Below are 16626 nucleotides of genomic sequence, written 5' to 3'. Positions count from 1 at the left end.
CAGCCGCGTGGCGGCGACGTAACGACCCACGAGAGTGAGGGAGGCTCGGCCCGTCGTGACGGGGCGGTGGGCGGGGACCCAGTCGAGGCCGTAGGCGATGGGCCTAGGGCCTGTTTTTTGAATCGGCGGGTGGAGTGGGGCTCGCGCTGGCAATCTTGGTGAGCGTGTCCGGCCGTCATGAACTCACCGATGCCGAGTGGGCCCTGCTCGCCCCGCTCATGCCCGACAACCCGCCCAAAGGCGGCCAATGGGCCGACCACCGCCGCGTCATCAACGCCGTGCTGTTCCGAACCCGCACCGGGATCCCCTGGCGTGACCTGCCCGAACGCTACGGCCCCTGGGAGACCGCGGCCGGGCGCCACCGCCGCTGGTGCCTGGACGGCACCTGGCAAAGGATCGCCGACCGGCTGCGCATCGACGCCGCCACCGGAGAAGACCTGGTGGTCGGCATCGACTCCACCAGCGTGCGCGCCCACTCCCACGCCGCCGGAGCCGCGAAAAAGGGGAAGCGGTACGGGACGAAGCGGACGGCTCGGAAGCACTGGGACGTTCCCGGGCGGGCTGACCACCAAGATCCACCTGATCGCCGACCAGCGCAGGCGGCCGCTGGTGACCGCGACCAGCCCCGGCCAGCGCGGTGACGCGCCCATGTTCGAGCCGCTGATGGTCGCCCTGCACCTGCCCCGCTCGGTCGGGCGCCCCCGGACCAGGCCCGACCGGCTGCTCGCGGACAAGGCCTACTCCTCAGCGGCGATCCGCTCCCACCTGAGCAGGCGCGGTATCAAGGCGACCATTGCCCAGCCCGCCGACCAGCGGGCCAATCGCAGGCGCAGGGGATCGGCGGGCGGTCGGCCCCGGCTTTCGACCGGGGTGCCTACCGCGGCCGCAACACTGTAGAACGGGCGATCAACCTGCTCAAGCAGAACCGGGCCGTGGCCACCAGGTACGACAAGCGCGCCGCGATCTACGACGGGACCGTCCAGCTCGCCTCGATACGGATCTGGCTACGCGACCTCACCCGTTCGAAAAACACTGCCTAGATCCCTCGGGGGTCGAGGGCGCGAGGACCGCACGCGGTGCGGGACGTACCCGGAAGTCCTCCGCGTTCAGGAGAACGTGCCCCGCCTCGGTGACCAGCAGAGGTCGGCGGACTCAACCCGCAGCCGGCCGTGGGAGAGGCCGCTGGACTCACGGACCCTGACGTGGCCGTACACGGTGTCGTTGAACCGCGGCCGCCCGGTGAGGCTCAGCCGCGCCACAGAGAACGGAATCGCCAGCTACTGCGCCTCGACCGCGTGTTCCTCGACCATGAATCCCGCGATGCTCTGAAAACAGGAGTCGATCAGTCCGGGGTGGAACTCCAAGCCCGGTTCCATGTCGGGCAGGGGCGTCGGAGAGGCAAATCGGACCAGGGCCTCGTCGCCGTCGAGCCATATCTTGTCGATCCAGCGGAACGAGGGACCGAGCGTGTAGCCCAGCTCGCGGAAGTAGGAGTAGAACTCCGCGCCTCCGATCTCCTTCCGCGCCGACGCCATGAAGCGTTCCCGGTCAACCGGCGCAACGGCCGGTTCCTGCCACTCGGTGGGCAGGGGTCTGGCCTCAAAGTGCGTGGTCCAGGCGGGGGCGGACTCATCGGACAACGATCGGCTGTGGACGCGCAGCCGGGGGCGCTCGGCCGCGTCAAGGACCACCTGGACCTCGTGGAGTTCATCGTCCTCGATGGCCGGGGCCGCGGGGCACACGACGTCGTCGAGGACCAGTTTCTCTCCGCCGCGAGCCACCGTGCCAGGAGAGTGGCACGAGGAGGTACTAAACGAGCTCCAGAAGACTGTAGATGAAGCGGCGGCAGACCATGTCATCCTTGTGGGGCACAGCATGGGGGGACTATCAGCGGTCTGCCTTTCTGGAGTCCTTTCTTCGAGGTCTGCCAAGCCGGTCGGGGTGTTGCTGTTAAATACACCGTGTCCCGACGCCGAAGAGCGAATACCGACGATGTCTGCCTATGCGGACTCCCAGATCGGAGAGATGCTCGCGGAAGTCGGGTTCCCAGCAGAATTGCTCAACGACGAAGAAATTCCGTCTGAGATCGCTGCTGGCGCGCGACCAGACGCCATGGTCGCCGACTAACGCGCTATGTTTGCGAACTCAATCAGCCGTATCGGAACTCTGCATGTCTTAGCCGCACGTGGTGACAGATTCATCGGGACGGGTCAGAGCGCCGCGTGGCAAGATCGCACCTCACGCGAGTTTCACCTGGTGTTGGGGCGTGGGGGAACATGCTCGGCGAGACTCCGGTTAGTACTCTCGAGCGCACTGTCGACTCGGCCATCGCGTCTACATGAGGAGGGCAGCTTGGTTAAGCTGCAAAAGTCTATGGGCGGCACCGTAGGCACGTTTGTAGCGTTGTCTACAATTCTGGGGAGTGGGATGATGATCCTCCCCGGGATGAGTTATCACCAGCTGGATAGGTCGGCGTGGGTACCATGGGCCGTCGCCGCGATTTCTGTCATACCGCTGCTTTATTGCTATTCGTGGCTCGGTCGGCGCTATCCATCGGCTTCGGGTGTTGCCCACTACTCCGAGGTGGCTCTGGGGGGTATCACGGGACGTACCTCAGGGATGCTCGCGACCTTCGCGCTGACAGCCGGAATCCCGGCGACGGCCATAACCGGGGGACGCTATGTGGCGGAGTTCTCGGGTATAGGCTCCCTGGAGTGGGTGTTTCCGGTCGTGGTGCTCGCCGGTGCCACCGGGATCGCGTTGGCCGGTGCGAACGTGTCGGGAACGTTGCAGGTCGGACTGATTCTCGGTTTGTTCGCGATGGTCGCGTGTACTGCGGTGATCGCACTGAAGGTCCATGGGATTGAGCCGCCGAGCACGGACCTTCCCTCGGTGGGCAGCGTCGGTGCTGTGCTCACCGCCGTCTTCGTGGCGTTCACCGGCTGGGAGACGGTGGCCTTCACATTCGAGGAGCACAAGCGTTCTGATCTGATCCCACGTATTTTTGCGGCTTCCTATGTGATCGTGGTGGTGCTCTACGCCCTCCTGCTACTTGGTCTGTTCGCCGCCGTCGACTCCAATGACGCCGGGCTGAATTCGGCGCCTCTGTTGATCCTCGCGGAGCGCTCTCTCGGTGAGTTGGCCCGCCCGGCAACCCTGTTGCTGGTGATCGCCTCGATTACGGCGAACGTATTCGCCTCGGTGCTGGCGTTGTCCCGGTTGGTGTTCGGGCTTTCGCGGAGCGGCTACCTGCCCGCTCCGCTGAGCAAGGTACGTGAGCGGGACCTTAACCCAGTGACGTCGGTGATCGTGGTCGGCTCGACGCTGGCGGTGATCGTGGTCCTCGCATCCAGCGGTCTCTTCCGATTCGAGTGGCTCTTCGTTTTGTCCGGCGGAATCTACTTCGTGCTGTACGGAGTCGGCGCAGCGGCATTCGCCAGGCTCGCCCGCGGGAACATCGCACGCCTTGTCACATTGATGTGTGTCGTGACGGTTCTGCTGGTGACGATGCTGGCCGGACCGTCTCTGTGGCTGTCCTGGGTCTTGTTTGCCGTGGTCTGGCTGGGGGTCGCTGCTCTTGGTCGCCGAACCTCGAAGACCGACGACACACGCGTGTATGTATGACCCCGGTTTTCTTGGGAGGTGACAGTGAGCGAGACACCCCGCGGCACAGTGCTCTTTCCCGGTGCCGGTTCGTTCGGCGGTGAGTTCCGGCCACTGATTCGAGAGCTCGAACCATTGGCATGGCTTGCCAAGTATCCCGGACGGTTCGGCAGAGACTTCGGTACTCCCGCCGAGTCTTTCGATCAGGTCGTGCGGTTGTGCACCGAGCAGGTGAGCACTCGGCAACTGGAGTGCCCGGTGCTGCTTGGGCACAGTTTCGGTGCTTGTGTCGCGTACGCGACTGCGGCGATGCTGGAGGAAGCCGGCAGGGCGATCTCCGCGTTAGTGGTGGTCGGCGCCACCGCGCCCACACGGATCGCGGTGCCGGCATCGGCCACAAGCACACCGTCGGGCACGGCCGCGTACCTCGATAATGTTGATCCCACTGCGCTGACCGACCTGCCATCAGAGGAATGGCGAGAGGTCGTTGCCGAGACCGCGATGCATGATCTTCGCCTGCTGGGACAGTTCCCCGCGTTGCAGTGCAAGCCGGTCCGCTGCCCCGTACTGGCGGTCCGTGGAGACTCGGATCCACTGACGTCGGATGCCGGGATCGGTGAGTGGGAGCACGCTACCCACGGGGCATGTTCACAGCATGTCTTCTCCGGCGGCCACTCGGACTTTCTCCGTTCGCCCGACTTCGCATCATGGTTTCTTGAAGCTCGGGGGGAACTCGGCTAACGCCCATTTCCAACCGCGCGTGCGGCGGCGACCGTGAGAAGCAGACGGTGTCCCGATGTCCGAACAGGGGCCCATGGCCCCGCAGTCTCAGCTAACCCAGCCGGAAGCGGCCACCCTTATTGAGAGGGGTGAGGTGGTGGCCATCGATGGTCGATGGCCACCTGGGGGTTGGCGGTCAGAGTCTTCGGGTCCGGGCGGCGGTGAGGAAGGCGGCCCATTCGGGGGAGGGGAAGGGGAGATGGCCGTGGTGCGGGTGTTTGGAGTCTCGGAGGGCGGCGCCGGTGAGGGCATCGGCGACCTCAACGCAGGCCTGGCCCTGGCCGCTGTGGGTGCTCTTCCGGAAGTGAGCGATCTCGACGCAGTTTTGTCCGTGCCCGCTGTAGCTGCTCTTGCGGAAGTCAAGGTCAGTGCTCATGCATAGCTCTCTAGAGAGTTCAGTACCTCGGTAATGAACCGGGCAGAATGCGCGGTGCTCATGGCCGAGCCCTGGGCATCGCCGAAGGTAGCACTGTGCTGTTCGACTTCGTCCGGATCTTCCAGAAATAGACCGTCTGACGCGGTTTCGACGTAAACGATGGGGAGGTCGAGAGGGTCGGGGAAGTCGAGGATGGTGAACGGTGCGCCGAGCGCAGCATGGGAACCGGCGCTGAACGGCAGGATCTGCACGTCCACGTTGGGTAGCTGGGCCATGTGGAGAAGGTGTTTCAGTTGTTCCAGGTGGGTGGATGGATCTCCGATGACTCGGCGAAGTGCGGCCTCGTCGATCACGGCGCGGAGTTTGGCGGGGTTGAATGTGTGTAGGATCTCCCGCCTCGCCATCCGCGCCTCGACCTTGCGTTTGATGGTGTCAGGGGCTGTGTAGCGGCGCCCCATCAGAAGCGCCTCCGTGTACTCGGGAGTCTGGAGCAGTCCCGGGATCATTTGTGCTTCGAAGGTTCTGATCAGCGAAGCCTCTGCTTCAAAGTCGGGGAGGGCCTGTTCTTTGAAGATCTCCTTGTACTTGGACCACCAGCCTCGTTGCTGGGCGTCGCGAGCAAGCGCGTGCAGGGCTTCGCGGGTCTGCGGGCTGGTCACCTTGTAGAGGTCGAGAAGCCTGTCCAGTGTCTTAGCGGGGACTGTCTTCGACTCGGCCTGCTCGATCTTGCTTAGGTTCGATTTGCCCATCCCTGCCCCTTTCGCGGCATCGAGAAGGGTCAACCCGGCTTCTTTGCGTAGGCGCTTGAGCTCAGCTGAGAGGCGGCGTCGGCGGACGCTGGGGCTGTAGGGAGCAGGCATGTGGGGAGTCTAGGGGAGTGATCACCAAAACTAATAGTGGATTCCACTTGAATCTGCTTGACCATAGTGGAATCCACTATCACTATTGAGTGTGTAGCCAGTGACCAGCGCATAACCCAGGGTCTATATCGGTCACGCTACGGGGTGTCCGCTTTCAGAATCTCAGGAATCGCGAAGAACCTGCGGGCACCTGGTTGGTCCTCCACCCCCTCCAACCTGCATGTGAGGAGTGCCCTCATGCCGTCTTCGCTTACGCCCGTGGCTCCGCTGCCCGAGGTGACCGTTCCGCTGAACCGGTTCATCCCGACCGGCCATCGGCACTACTTCAATGGGACCTGGGACACCCCCTACAACCGGCGCCGGTTCGACTTTTGGGGGATGCCTGAGCTCATGCCCCTGGTCCGGGCCTTTCTCGACACCTGCGCGGCCTCGCGCGACCCCGAGTACCGCTACCTGTTCACGCTTTTGGGTAGCGAGCTGGCCAACAACGCCCTCCAGCATTCCGACTCCGGGACCAGCGAGGACACCTACACCCTGGTGGCCGAACGCTCCCTGGACGGGATCAAGCTGACCTGTCGGGACAACGGCATGGCGGATGGCTACCGGGGTGTCCGTGAATACCTGCGCATCGATCCGGCCGGGTTCGACACCGGTTCCGAGACCGGGCGCGGGCTGGTGCTGCTCGACGCGTTCGCCACCGATTGGGGCGATAGCGGGTGGGTCAGCCACCGGCATGTGTGGTTCTACCTGGCCTACGACCTGCGTGACAGCGCGTGGAGCATCGCCTGATCGCCGAGGCTCTGTCCCTCAGCGGCGATAGCGACCTGATCCCCGAAAACACGAAGGGCGCGAACCCCCCTCAGGTTCGCGCCCTTTGTGGTCGAGACGAGATCGGTGCTAGCCGCCGAAGCCCAGGAGGGTGAAGGCCTGGGCGCCGACGACACCGCCGACGATCGGGGCGACGACCGGGACCCAGGCGTAGGACCAGTCGGAGCCGCCCTTGCCCGGGATGGGCAGGAGCGCGTGGGCGATGCGCGGGCCCAGGTCGCGGGCCGGGTTGATGGCGTAGCCGGTCGGGCCGCCGAGGGAGAGGCCGATCGCGAAGACCAGCAGACCGACCAGCAGGGGAGCGATACCGCTACCGAACAGGAGGGCCAGGTCGGTCTCCTTGCCGATCGGGTTGATGTTGGAACCGATGCCCAGGACACCGAAAACCAGCATCGCCGTGCCGATGACCTCAGTGCCGAAGTTGGCCGGGATGTTGCGGACCTCCGGCGCAGTGCTGAAGACCGCGAGCTTGGTGCCCGCGTCCTCGGTCTCCTTCCAGTGGTTGATGTAGGCCAGGTAGACCAACACCGCGCCGAAGAAGGCGCCCGCGAGCTGAGCCGCGATGTAGCCCGGCACCAGCTTCAAGTCGAGATCACCGATCGATGCAAGTCCGATGGTCACGGCCGGATTGATGTGTGCGCCGCTGTACTGCCCAACGGTGTAGACGGCCATCGCCACGCCCATACCCCAGCCGAACGTGATGACGATCCAGCCGCCAGCGTGCGCCTTCGTCTTGGCGAGGACGACACCGGCGACAACACCACAACCCAGCAGGGTGAGGATTGCTGTTCCGACGAATTCAGCGATGTAAACCATGAAGGACCTCCTGTACGGAGTGAACCGTCCGGGACAGGGCTGTCCCAGGGGATGGTGGAGCGGCGCATGCGGGGCGCCGGGTGGGGTGGCCGGAGGCTGCTCTGCCTGCTGCGGCCGGTGAAACGTGCCGATCGTTCGGCATCAGGTGCGGGGCTTCCCCCGTCGCTATGGGGCGCGGGCCGCCTGTGCGATGACGGCCCGCGCACAAGGGCGTGGCCCCTCAGGCCTCTTCGCGCTCGACCCAGCCAAGGGTCCGCTGGACGGCCTTGTTCCAGTTGTAGTACTCGCGGTTGCGCTCCGCGGGCTCCATCTTCGGCGACCACTCGGCGGCCTTGTGCCAGTTGGCGCGCAGGCTGTCGATGGTCGGCCAGTAGCCGACGGCGAGACCGGCGGCGTAGGCCGCGCCGAGGCAGGTGGTCTCGGCGACCATCGGGCGCACGACCTCGACGTCGAGGACGTCGGCGAGGATCTGCATGAGCAGGTTGTCCGCGGTCATACCGCCGTCGACACGCAGGCTGTGCAGGTCGGTACCGGAGTCCTGGCGCATCGCGTCGGCGACCTCGCGGGTCTGCCAGGCGGAGGCCTCCAGAACGGCGCGGGCGATGTGGCCCTTGTTGACGTAGCCGGTCAGGCCGCTGATGACGCCTCGGGCGTCGCTGCGCCAGTGCGGCGCGAACAGGCCGGAGAACGCCGGGACGATGTAGCAGCCACCGTTGTCCTCGACCGTGCGCGCGAGCGTCTCGATCTCGGCGGCGCTGGAGATGAGGCCGAGGTTGTCGCGGATCCACTGGACCAGGGAGCCGGTGACGGCGATGGAGCCTTCCAGGGCGTAGACCGCGTCCTGGTCGCCGATCTTGTAGCCGAGCGTGGTAAGCAGGCCGTTGGAGCTCATGACCGGCTCGGTGCCCGTGTTGAGGACCAGGAAGGTACCCGTGCCGTAGGTGCCCTTGACATCGCCCGGGTCGAAGCAGGTCTGGCCGAAGAGGGCAGCGTGCTGGTCACCCAGCGCGGAGGCGACGGGAACACCCTTGAGGAACTCGTGGGCCTCGCCGTAGACCTCGGCGGAGGAGGCGATCTCCGGAAGCATGCTCCGGGGGACGTTCATGGCGTCGAGGATGAACGGGTCCCAGTCGAGGGTCCGCAGGTTCATCAGCATGGTGCGGCTGGCGTTGGTCACGTCGGTGACGTGGCGCCCCGTCAGCTTCCAGATGATCCACGTGTCCATGGTGCCGAACAGCAGCTCGCCGCGCTCGGCACGCTCTCGTACGCCGGGGACCTGGTCGAGCAGCCAGCGCAGCTTCGGCCCGGAGAAGTAGGTGGCGAGCGGCAGGCCGCAGCGCTCGCGGAAGCGCTCCTGGCCGACGACGCCGGCAAGCTCATGGATCAGGTCGTCGGTGCGCGTGTCCTGCCAGACGATGGCGTTGTGGACCGGTTCGCCGGTCTCGCGGTCCCACACCACCGTGGTCTCGCGCTGGTTGGTGATGCCGACGGCGGCGAGCTGCTCGCGGGTGATGTTGCCCTTCTCAAGGGCCTCTTCGACGACGATCTTGACGTTGTCCCAGATCTCAGAGGCGTCGTGCTCGACCCATCCGGGCTGGGGGAAGATCTGCCGGTGCTCGCGCTGACCGACGGAGACGATCCTGCCGTCGTGGTCGAAGATGATGCACCGGCTGGACGTGGTGCCTTGGTCGATCGCGGCAATGTACTGGCTGGTCATCCGATTACTCGCCTCCGGCGAAAGGGATTGGGGCGGCGGGGTCCCCCGTGCGACCGGTAGGTAGTCGCTTCAGGGGATTACGCATGGCGTACGACAATGTAGAACGCGTGGTACGAGTGTGAGTCAGGTCTCTAGGGCGTGTCAAGCCAAGAATGTGAATCCGTGACTGTTTCATGACGATATCCGCCTATCATCACACCTTTGCGCCTACCAGGGATGAGCTCCCAGGTCACGCGATATTGACCGGGCTGCGTCGCGGACGTAGGAGACCTGCTCCATGAGCAATCCGTGTCCGTTGCACAGTCGCTCCACCGCCCCCGACAGCCCGATCGCGCCCACGGTCATTCCCCGCCGGTCACGGATGGGTGCGGCGATCGCGACCTCGCCCTCTACCAGTTCCTCCATCTCCGCGGCCCACCCCTGGTGCCGGATCTCGTCCAGCTCGTCAAGAAGCGTGCTGACCTCGGTGATGGTGTGGTTTGTGAAGCTCTTGAGCTCCTCCTCGGCGAGGTCTACGGGGGCTGCGAGGGGGTCGAAGGCCATCAGCGTCTTGCCCAGCGCCGTGGCGTGCAGAGGGAGGAGGGAGCCGACATCCAGCGTCTGACGCGTGTCATCCGGGCGGAACACGTGGTGCACCACCAGGACCTGCGCCTCGTGCAGCGTCCCGATGCGCACGCTTTCACCGCTGCGCGCGGCGAGGGAGTCCGCCCAGTTCAGGGCGCGGGTGCGCAGCTCATTGCCGTCGAGATAACGGGTGCCTAGCCGGAGCACCCCTCCACCCAGCTGGTAGTGGCCGGTCTCGCTGTCCTGTTCCACGAACCCCACGTGCTGCAGGGTGCGCAGCAGACCCAGGACGGTGCCCTTGGGCAGCTCCAGGGTTCGGGAGATCTCCGCGAGGCTCAGCCCACGGGCACCGCCGGCCAGCAACCGGAGGATGGCGGCGGCGCGCTCGATCGATTGGATCCTGCCAGCCATGCGGGGTACCACCACTCCCTAGTACGACAATGTCACACGGCGATAGTACTGGAATGTGTGACCTGTACTACTAGCGAGGTCTGTGCTAGTGCACGCACCGTGAGGTCGGAGCGGGACCCGTTCCAGGTGGGAAGCCCCAGCAGGCGCCTGCTCGGCCGGAGGAGCGCGGAACGCGTTCTTGCACCGGGGGCCTGCAGCAACGTGAATCGGGCGGCCCGGAGCCCGCCGGGCCGCCCAGGGTGCGCAGGAGGGAGACGCGGTCAGCGGGGGAAGCTGATCTCCACGCGCCGGTTCATCTTCCGGCCCTCGGGGTTGTCCTTGCCGTCGATCTCGTTCGGCGCGACCGGGTCGGCCGATCCGTGCCCGCTGACCGAGAACGTGACGTCGGCGTCGTCGCCGACCAGCTCGGACAGCTTCTTCTCCACGGCCTTCGCGCGGTCCTCGGACAGGGCCTGGTTGTGGGCGTCGTCGCCCTTGGCGTCGGTGTAGCCGTCGATGTCCACGGTCTTCCCGTCGGCGTCGCGCAGCAGGATGTCGGCCGCCTCCTGCAACGCCTCCTCAGCGTCGTCGCTGATGTCGGCCTGGTCGAACTCGAAGAGGACATCCGCGGCGAGTGTCACGACGCGCTCCTCGTCGTTCTCCGCGTCCGTGATCGCGCCGTCGGCGTCCTCGGTCGCGAAGGTGAGGTCGTCGATCGGGCCCTCGATATCCAGAACGGGCGGGCTGAGTTCCAGGATCGGAGCCTCGGCGACCTCCCCGCCCTTAACCTCGGCCACGGTCTCGCGCGGCTCATCCGGGGCGTCCGCCCGCGCGGCCGCTGGAACCCCCAGCACCAGTAGTGCGGACGACGCCGCCACCAGCCGCACGCGGGCGTCAGCTGAGCGGGACATCGGTCAGGGTTCCGACGTTGGGGATCGACACGTCCATCGTTTTCACGTCCTCCGGGGGAGCGCCGTAGGTCGCGCTGTACAGAACGGAGTCGTCCGGCTCGAATGACATCGAGCCGCTGTAGGAGGAGCAGACGCAGTCGCCGTTGCTGTCCGTCGCGGGGAGGTGGACCTTGCCGTTGTCGGGGTCGATCAACTTGACACCCGAGACGTCCTCCTTGCCGCCTCTGCCGAGGAAGCTAAAGACGATCCCGGACTCCTCATCGCCGATGTTGGTGACGGAGAAGGTCAGCTCCACGGTCTTGGCGCCGCGCGACAGCTCGTGCACGGCGTAGTGCAGGTCCGTGCCGATCATGCTGATGTCCTGGCTCGCCAGGGTCTCGCGGGCCTCGGCGTCGCCGGGATCGACCTTGCCGCCGTTCACCGGCTCCTTGGACGCCTCCGAGGAACCGCCATCGTCGCCGCCGAACACGCCGCACCCCGTGAGCAGCAGCGTGCACGCGGTGAGCGACATCAGGGATGTTCCGGTACTTCGGGGGAAAACCATGCCGGGGAGCGTATCGGGGAAGATTCGGACGTGTCACCGCGGTCGACGGCTCGGGAGCAGACCGGATGTGGCCGGTGCGCTGGGGGAACCGTTGCCGTCGGCGCTGCGTCCCGGGCGCTCAGCCGAGCGCCCCCAGGGCCAGCCCCGCCGTCAGCAGGATCCCGAACGCCAGTTGCAGCTTGCCCGTCTCGCCCAGGCCGAGGATGAGGTCGCGGCCGGTCTGCCCGCCCGTCACCCGGCGCACCGGTCCCACCGCCAGCGGAACGGCGAGCAGCACGAGCGCCACCCACCAGCTGGCGGGGAAGGCAGCCAGCGCGATCACGAAGGCACCCGCCACGCACGCCAGGTACAGCCGCCGGGTCCAGATGTCGCCGAGGCGCACCGCCAGGGTGATCTTGCCGGTCTCGGAGTCGGTGGGGATGTCCCGCAGGTTGTTGATGACCAGTACCGAGCACGACAGCAGCCCCACCGGTATGGCCACCACCCACGCCTGCCACGGCACGTAGTCGAGCTGGACGAAGACCGTTCCGACCACCGCCACCAGGCCGAAGAAGACGAAGACCGACAGCTCGCCCAGGCCCCGGTAGCCGTAGGGGTTCTTGCCGCCCGTGTAGTACCAGGCGGCCACGATCGCCAGCGCCCCGATCAGCAGCAGCCACCACGACGACGTGGCTACCAGGACCAGGCCCGCGACCCCGGCCACCGCGAAGCACGCCCACGCCGCCCAGAACACCTGCTTGGGAGGCGCCAGTCGGGCGGCGGTCAGCCGCACGGGGCCGACCCGCTCCTCGGTGTCGGTGCCCCGGATGCCGTCGCTGTAGTCGTTGGCGTAGTTGACACCGACCTGCAGCGCCAGCGCCACCACCATCGCGAGCAGGGCCTTCCACCACATGGGTGCGCCGACACCGACGGCGACCCCCGTACCGACCGCGACCGGAACGATCGAACTCGGCAAGGTGCGCGGGCGCGCCCCCGCGACCCACTGGTTGAGCGTGGCCACGCCTCGGCCCCACTTTCTACTTCTCCGCCTCCGTCCGGGCAGCGCGGTGCCCGGATCGGTGGTGTGCTGTGCCTCGTCGGCGCGCTCGTGGCGCCGCGTTTCAACCGTAGCGCCGGAATCGCTGAGGGGCGTGAAGGCCCCGGCGTGCCACCCCGGCACGCCGAAAGGTCACGCGCTGATGGCGGCGTGCAGCCGGATCATCGGCACACGCTCGCCCATGTCCAGCTCGCGCCGGGCGCCGTCCGGCCGCCACCCGGCCGACTCGGCGAAGTCGCGCAGCCGGTTGTCCGCCTCCAGCGTCCACATCACCACGCGATGGAACCCGTCGTCGACGAGGTGGTCCACGACGGAGTTCAGCAGGCGGCTGCCGTGCCCGTGGTGCAGGTGGTCCGGGTGGACGTGCAGGGCGTAGATCTCGGCGTCGGTGCCCGGCCACAGGTCGTCGTCCTCGGCCGGGCCGAGTGAGGCGAACCCCACGACCTTCCGCTCGTCGGTGGCGACCAGAAGCCGGTGCCGCGACGTGGGCGGGCTCTGCACCGCGACCCGCCACTGCTCGCGGAACTTCGCCCCGGCCTCCTCCCCGGTGAGCTCGTCGAGCACGGCGTCGGGCAGCGTCTCCCCGTACATCGAGCGCCACGCCGCGACCTGAACGGCCACGACGTCGTCGATGTCCTCCACACGGGCGGATCGGACGAATCGCTGTTCGGGCATGGAGGCTCTCATCCGGTCGACGGGGCGGCGCGGCAACACGCCAAATCGTCCCACCGCCGGTGCCCTTCGGGGAAATCCACAGGGGTGGCGTGTTCGGGCCCGGCGGCGGCCGCGCCCCTGAGAGCGGATCGGGGTGGACCCGGGTTCTGCCCGGAAAAGTCGGCGCTCGAGTTCGCGTACCAGCCCGTACGTGGGAATATCGAGTCCGTGAGCATCATCATCAGAATCCTCGTGAATGCGATCGCCCTGTGGGCGGCGGTGTTCCTGATCAACGGGATCAACGTCGCGGCCACGGACCCTGCCGACCAGATCATCGTCTATCTGGCGGTCGGGGTGATCTTCGGTCTCGTCAACGCCGTCATCAAGCCGATCGTGAAGACCGTGGGATGCGCTTTCTACGCCCTCACGCTCGGCCTCGTAGCCCTGGTCGTGAACGCCCTGCTGCTCATGCTTACCGAGTGGGTCGCGGGCCTGTTCAACCTTCCTTTCACCATCGACGGCTTCTGGCCCGCCTTCTGGGGTGCGATCGTCATCGCCGTGGTCAGCTGGCTTCTCAGCCTCTTCCTCCCGGACGGGGACGACTAGCCGAGCCCTTGCCGTGTGACAGAGCCGGTGCCCCAGGGCACCGGCTCTTCATGTCGGGTCACCGCCGATGTGGGCGCGTGTCGCGGGCTGTTAGCCGTGTCACCGGGTCGCCGGGGTCGCGGGGCCGGAAGCCCGAGCATGCCGCAGGAACGCGCGCGGCGCCGGGGGTGTGCCGGAGGCGCGTTGGAAGGTCGGCCTACGTCCCAAAAATCCACTTCGACCGGGTCGCATGGCCGCAGGTGGCGTCCGAGCGCGGTACGTTTTGCATATGGCAGGCAGCTCTCAGCCGAACGCGCCCTTCGGCCAGATGTTGACCGCGATGGTCACCCCCATGCACGAGAACGGCGACGTCGACTACGACGGTGCCGCCCGTCTCGCGGCCTATCTGGTCGATGAGCAGCGCAATGACGGCCTCATTATCAGCGGTACCACTGGTGAGTCGCCCACGACGGACGACGACGAGAAAGACCGGTTGCTGCGCTCCGTGGTGGAGGCCGTCGGCGACCGCGCCACCGTCGTCGCCGGTGTCGGCACCAACGACACCCGGCACAGCATCGAACTCGCGGAGGCGGCCGCGCGCGCCGGTGCGCACGGGCTGCTGACCGTGACCCCCTACTACAACAAGCCTCCCCAGGAGGGGCTGATCCGGCACTTCACGGCGATCGCCGACGCCACAGAGCTGCCGGTCATGCTGTATGACATCCCCGGACGTACCGGGACACCCATCGCGTCGGAGACGCTGGTGCGGCTGGCCGAGCACCCCCGCATCATCGCCAACAAGGACGCCAAGGACGACATCGGCGCCAGCTCCTGGGTCATGGAGCGCACCGACCTCGCCTACTACTGCGGTTCGGACATGCTCAACCTGCCGCTGCTGTCGGTCGGTGCCTGCGGGTTCGTCAGCGTCGTCGGGCACATCGTCGGCGCGGACCTGCACGACATGATCGATGCCTACGAGTCCGGCGACGTGGCGATGGCGCTGGCCATCCACCGCCGCCTCACTCCCGTCTACACCGGGATCTTCCGCACGCAGGGCGTGATCACCACCAAGGCGGTGCTGAACATGTTCGGCCTGCCCGGCGGAACGGTGCGCACGCCGCTCGCGGACGCCTCGGGCGAACTGCAGGCGCTGCTTCGTGAGGACTTGGCGGCAGCGGGCGTGAAGGGGCCGACCGGCCTCGCCCCGCACCAGGCCGTCCCGGCCAGCGTGGTGGGTGTGGAACGCCTGACGGAAGGATCCGCATGAGTCACCCGCACCCCGAGCTCGGCCCTCCGCCGCCGCTCGCCAAGGACGCGCTGAGGGTCGTCGCCCTCGGGGGCCTTGGCGAGATCGGCCGGAACATGACGGTCTTCGAGTACCGCGGCAAGCTGCTGATCGTCGACTGCGGCGTGCTCTTCCCCGAGGAGGAGCAGCCCGGCGTCGACCTGATCCTGCCGGACTTCGAGTACATCCGGGACCGGCTCGACGACGTTGAGGCCCTCGTCCTCACCCACGGACACGAGGACCACATCGGCGCCGTGCCGTTCCTGCTCCGTGAACGGGCCGACATCCCGCTCGTGGGTTCGCGGCTGACGCTGGCCCTGATCTCGGCCAAGCTCGGCGAGCACCGCATCAAACCGGTGACCGTACAGGTGGAGGAGGGCGAACGGCGCTCGTTCGGCGAGTTCGACCTGGAGTTCCTCTCGGTCAACCACTCCATCCCCGACGCCTTGGCCCTTGCCATCCGCACGCCCGCGGGCACGCTGCTGCACACGGGCGACTTCAAGATGGACCAGCTGCCGCTCGACGGCCGCCTGACCGACCTGGCCGGGTTCGCCCGGCTCGGCGACGAGGGCGTCGACCTGCTGCTGGCCGACTCCACCAACGCCGAGGTGCCGGGGTTCGTCACCAGCGAGCGCGACATCGCGCCCGCCATCGACAAGGTCTTCGCCCAGTCCGCCCAGCGCATCATCGTGGCCTGCTTCGCCTCGCACATCCACCGCGTGCAGCAGGTCCTCGACTCCGCGAAGGCCCACGGCCGCAAGGTCGCCTTCGTGGGCCGCTCGATGGTGCGCAACATGAACATCGCGCGCGACCTGGGGTACCTGACCATCCCCGGCGACCTGCTGGTCGACGTCAAGCAGCTCGATGACCTCCCGCCCGGCGAGGCGGTGCTGGTCTCCACGGGATCGCAGGGCGAGCCGATGTCGGCGCTGACCCGGATGGCCAACCGGGACCACCAGATCCGCATCGAGGAGGGCGACACCGTGCTGCTCGCCTCCTCGCTCATCCCGGGCAACGAGACCTCGGTGAACCGGGTCATCAACGGCCTGATCCGGTGGGGCGCCAAGGTCGTGCACAAGGGCAACGCGCTGGTGCACGTCTCCGGGCACGCGTCCGCAGGCGAGCTGCTGTACGTGCACAACATGGTGCGGCCGCGCAACTTCATGCCGGTGCACGGCGAATGGCGGCACATGCGGGAGCACGCCAAGATCGCCGCGCTGGCCGGGCTCGACGAGGACCGCATCTGCATCGCCGAGGACGGCGTCGTCGTTGACCTGTACAAGGGTCGGGCGCGCATCACCGGCGCGGTCCCGGCGGGGTACGTCTACGTCGACGGCAGCTCCGTCGGCGACGTCACCGAGTCGGCGCTCAAGGACCGCAGGATCCTCGGCGAGGAGGGGTTCATCTCCGTCGTCGTCGCGGTCGACACCGCATCGGGCAAGATCGTCGGCGAGCCGGAGATCCACACGCGGGGCGCGGGCCTCGACGTCGAAGCCTACGACGAGATCATCCCGAAGCTCCAGGACTCCCTGGAGCGCGCCGCGGCCGACGGCATCACCGACCCGACCCAGCTGCGCCAGCTCGTGCGCCGCGGTACCGGACGGTGGGTCAACGAGAACTACCGCCGTCGTCCGATGATCGTGCCGGTCATCGTCGAGGTCTGACGTCACCTCCCTG

16 protein-coding genes and 1 pseudogene are annotated in these 16626 nt (G+C 67.0%); 7 read left to right on the top strand and 10 right to left on the bottom strand.

The window, feature by feature from the left end; genetic code table 11:
* Positions 1–164: 164 nt before the first annotated feature.
* Positions 165–1040 (top strand): annotated as a pseudogene (locus tag CDO52_RS20790) (IS5 family transposase).
* Between the two features lie 237 nt (positions 1041–1277).
* On the opposite strand, the gene CDO52_RS20785 reads toward CDO52_RS20790, so the two are convergent.
* Positions 1278–1781 (bottom strand): polyketide synthase dehydratase domain-containing protein, encoded by a 504-nt coding sequence (locus CDO52_RS20785; protein WP_017620862.1) that lies wholly within the window; start codon positions 1779–1781, stop codon positions 1278–1280.
* A gap of 352 nt (positions 1782–2133) precedes the next feature.
* On the opposite strand from CDO52_RS20785, the gene CDO52_RS20780 reads away from it, so the two are divergent.
* The gene (locus CDO52_RS20780; protein ID WP_332459739.1) at positions 2134–3624 is read left to right on the top strand and encodes an APC family permease; all 1491 of its coding nucleotides are present in this window, start codon (positions 2134–2136) and stop codon (positions 3622–3624) included.
* Between the two features lie 24 nt (positions 3625–3648).
* A complete protein-coding gene (locus tag CDO52_RS20775) occupies positions 3649–4344 on the top strand; it encodes a thioesterase II family protein (RefSeq protein ID WP_157745652.1) in 696 nt (231 codons plus the stop codon).
* Positions 4345–4519: 175 nt separating this feature from the next.
* Here the strand turns inward: CDO52_RS20775 and CDO52_RS20770 are convergent, their stop codons facing one another.
* Positions 4520–4759, bottom strand: coding sequence for a DUF397 domain-containing protein (locus CDO52_RS20770; protein ID WP_017620858.1), 240 nt, complete (start codon positions 4757–4759; stop codon positions 4520–4522).
* The gene (locus CDO52_RS20765; RefSeq protein ID WP_026126211.1) at positions 4756–5619 is read right to left on the bottom strand and encodes a helix-turn-helix domain-containing protein; all 864 of its coding nucleotides are present in this window, start codon (positions 5617–5619) and stop codon (positions 4756–4758) included. Before CDO52_RS20765 ends, CDO52_RS20770 begins: the two co-directional genes overlap by 4 nt.
* Positions 5620–5856: 237 nt before the next feature.
* Between CDO52_RS20765 and CDO52_RS20760 the strand changes: the two genes are divergently transcribed.
* Positions 5857–6408, top strand: a complete 552-nt coding sequence (locus CDO52_RS20760; protein ID WP_026126210.1) for an ATP-binding protein — start codon at positions 5857–5859, stop codon at positions 6406–6408.
* A gap of 108 nt (positions 6409–6516) precedes the next feature.
* On the opposite strand, the gene CDO52_RS20755 is transcribed toward CDO52_RS20760, so the two are convergent.
* The 7 genes from CDO52_RS20755 to CDO52_RS20725 all read right to left on the bottom strand — a co-directional run bounded on the left by CDO52_RS20755 (position 6517) and on the right by CDO52_RS20725 (position 13100).
* Entirely contained in the window at positions 6517–7263 is a 747-nt protein-coding gene (locus tag CDO52_RS20755; protein ID WP_017620855.1) for an MIP/aquaporin family protein, read from the bottom strand.
* A 220-nt stretch (positions 7264–7483) separates the two neighbouring features.
* Positions 7484–8980 carry a glycerol kinase GlpK gene (gene glpK / locus CDO52_RS20750; RefSeq protein WP_094932627.1) on the bottom strand — a complete coding sequence of 499 codons (1497 nt, stop codon included), beginning with the start codon at positions 8978–8980 and terminating at the stop codon, positions 7484–7486.
* A gap of 207 nt (positions 8981–9187) precedes the next feature.
* Positions 9188–9955, bottom strand: coding sequence for an IclR family transcriptional regulator (locus CDO52_RS20745; RefSeq protein WP_017620852.1), 768 nt, complete (start codon positions 9953–9955; stop codon positions 9188–9190).
* A 260-nt stretch (positions 9956–10215) separates the two neighbouring features.
* On the bottom strand, positions 10216–10845 hold the full coding sequence (locus CDO52_RS20740) for an OmpA family protein (protein ID WP_017620851.1): 630 nt from the start codon (positions 10843–10845) through the stop codon (positions 10216–10218).
* Positions 10829–11389, bottom strand: coding sequence for a hypothetical protein (locus CDO52_RS20735; protein ID WP_157745650.1), 561 nt, complete (start codon positions 11387–11389; stop codon positions 10829–10831). The genes CDO52_RS20740 and CDO52_RS20735 overlap by 17 nt, the downstream gene beginning before the upstream one ends.
* 118 nt (positions 11390–11507) lie before the next feature.
* Positions 11508–12389 (bottom strand): 1,4-dihydroxy-2-naphthoate polyprenyltransferase, encoded by an 882-nt coding sequence (locus tag CDO52_RS20730; protein WP_017620849.1) that lies wholly within the window; start codon positions 12387–12389, stop codon positions 11508–11510.
* Positions 12390–12557: 168 nt separating this feature from the next.
* Entirely contained in the window at positions 12558–13100 is a 543-nt protein-coding gene (locus tag CDO52_RS20725) for a GNAT family N-acetyltransferase (RefSeq protein ID WP_017620848.1), read from the bottom strand.
* Positions 13101–13307: 207 nt separating this feature from the next.
* On the opposite strand from CDO52_RS20725, the gene CDO52_RS20720 reads away from it, so the two are divergent.
* The 3 genes from CDO52_RS20720 to CDO52_RS20710 all read left to right on the top strand — a co-directional run bounded on the left by CDO52_RS20720 (position 13308) and on the right by CDO52_RS20710 (position 16613).
* The gene (locus tag CDO52_RS20720; protein ID WP_017620847.1) at positions 13308–13685 is read left to right on the top strand and encodes a phage holin family protein; all 378 of its coding nucleotides are present in this window, start codon (positions 13308–13310) and stop codon (positions 13683–13685) included.
* A 268-nt stretch (positions 13686–13953) separates the two neighbouring features.
* A complete protein-coding gene (dapA, locus tag CDO52_RS20715; protein ID WP_083920063.1) occupies positions 13954–14931 on the top strand; it encodes a 4-hydroxy-tetrahydrodipicolinate synthase in 978 nt (325 codons plus the stop codon).
* Positions 14928–16613 carry a ribonuclease J gene (locus CDO52_RS20710; RefSeq protein WP_017620845.1) on the top strand — a complete coding sequence of 562 codons (1686 nt, stop codon included), beginning with the start codon at positions 14928–14930 and terminating at the stop codon, positions 16611–16613. The genes dapA and CDO52_RS20710 overlap by 4 nt, the downstream gene beginning before the upstream one ends.
* Positions 16614–16626: the final 13 nt, after the last annotated feature.

The sequence above is a fragment of the Nocardiopsis gilva YIM 90087 genome, assembly GCF_002263495.1.
Lineage (GTDB): Bacteria > Actinomycetota > Actinomycetes > Streptosporangiales > Streptosporangiaceae > Nocardiopsis_C > Nocardiopsis_C gilva.
The sequence above is the reverse complement of the archived record's forward strand: the minus strand, read 5'-3'. Positions and strand labels throughout refer to the sequence as shown.

Coding starts and splice junctions, on each gene's coding strand:
- CDO52_RS20760 (WP_026126210.1), top strand. CDS start 5,857: ATGCCGTCTTCGCTTACGCCCGTGGCTCCGCTGCCCGAGGTGACCGTT.
- CDO52_RS20780 (WP_332459739.1), top strand. CDS start 2,134: ATGTTTGCGAACTCAATCAGCCGTATCGGAACTCTGCATGTCTTAGCC.
- CDO52_RS20725 (WP_017620848.1), bottom strand. CDS start 13,100: ATGCCCGAACAGCGATTCGTCCGATCCGCCCGTGTGGAGGACATCGAC.
- CDO52_RS20735 (WP_157745650.1), bottom strand. CDS start 11,389: ATGGTTTTCCCCCGAAGTACCGGAACATCCCTGATGTCGCTCACCGCG.
- CDO52_RS20755 (WP_017620855.1), bottom strand. CDS start 7,263: ATGGTTTACATCGCTGAATTCGTCGGAACAGCAATCCTCACCCTGCTG.
- CDO52_RS20740 (WP_017620851.1), bottom strand. CDS start 10,845: ATGTCCCGCTCAGCTGACGCCCGCGTGCGGCTGGTGGCGGCGTCGTCC.
- CDO52_RS20710 (WP_017620845.1), top strand. CDS start 14,928: ATGAGTCACCCGCACCCCGAGCTCGGCCCTCCGCCGCCGCTCGCCAAG.
- CDO52_RS20765 (WP_026126211.1), bottom strand. CDS start 5,619: ATGCCTGCTCCCTACAGCCCCAGCGTCCGCCGACGCCGCCTCTCAGCT.
- dapA (WP_083920063.1), top strand. CDS start 13,954: ATGGCAGGCAGCTCTCAGCCGAACGCGCCCTTCGGCCAGATGTTGACC.
- CDO52_RS20745 (WP_017620852.1), bottom strand. CDS start 9,955: ATGGCTGGCAGGATCCAATCGATCGAGCGCGCCGCCGCCATCCTCCGG.
- glpK (WP_094932627.1), bottom strand. CDS start 8,980: ATGACCAGCCAGTACATTGCCGCGATCGACCAAGGCACCACGTCCAGC.
- CDO52_RS20770 (WP_017620858.1), bottom strand. CDS start 4,759: ATGAGCACTGACCTTGACTTCCGCAAGAGCAGCTACAGCGGGCACGGA.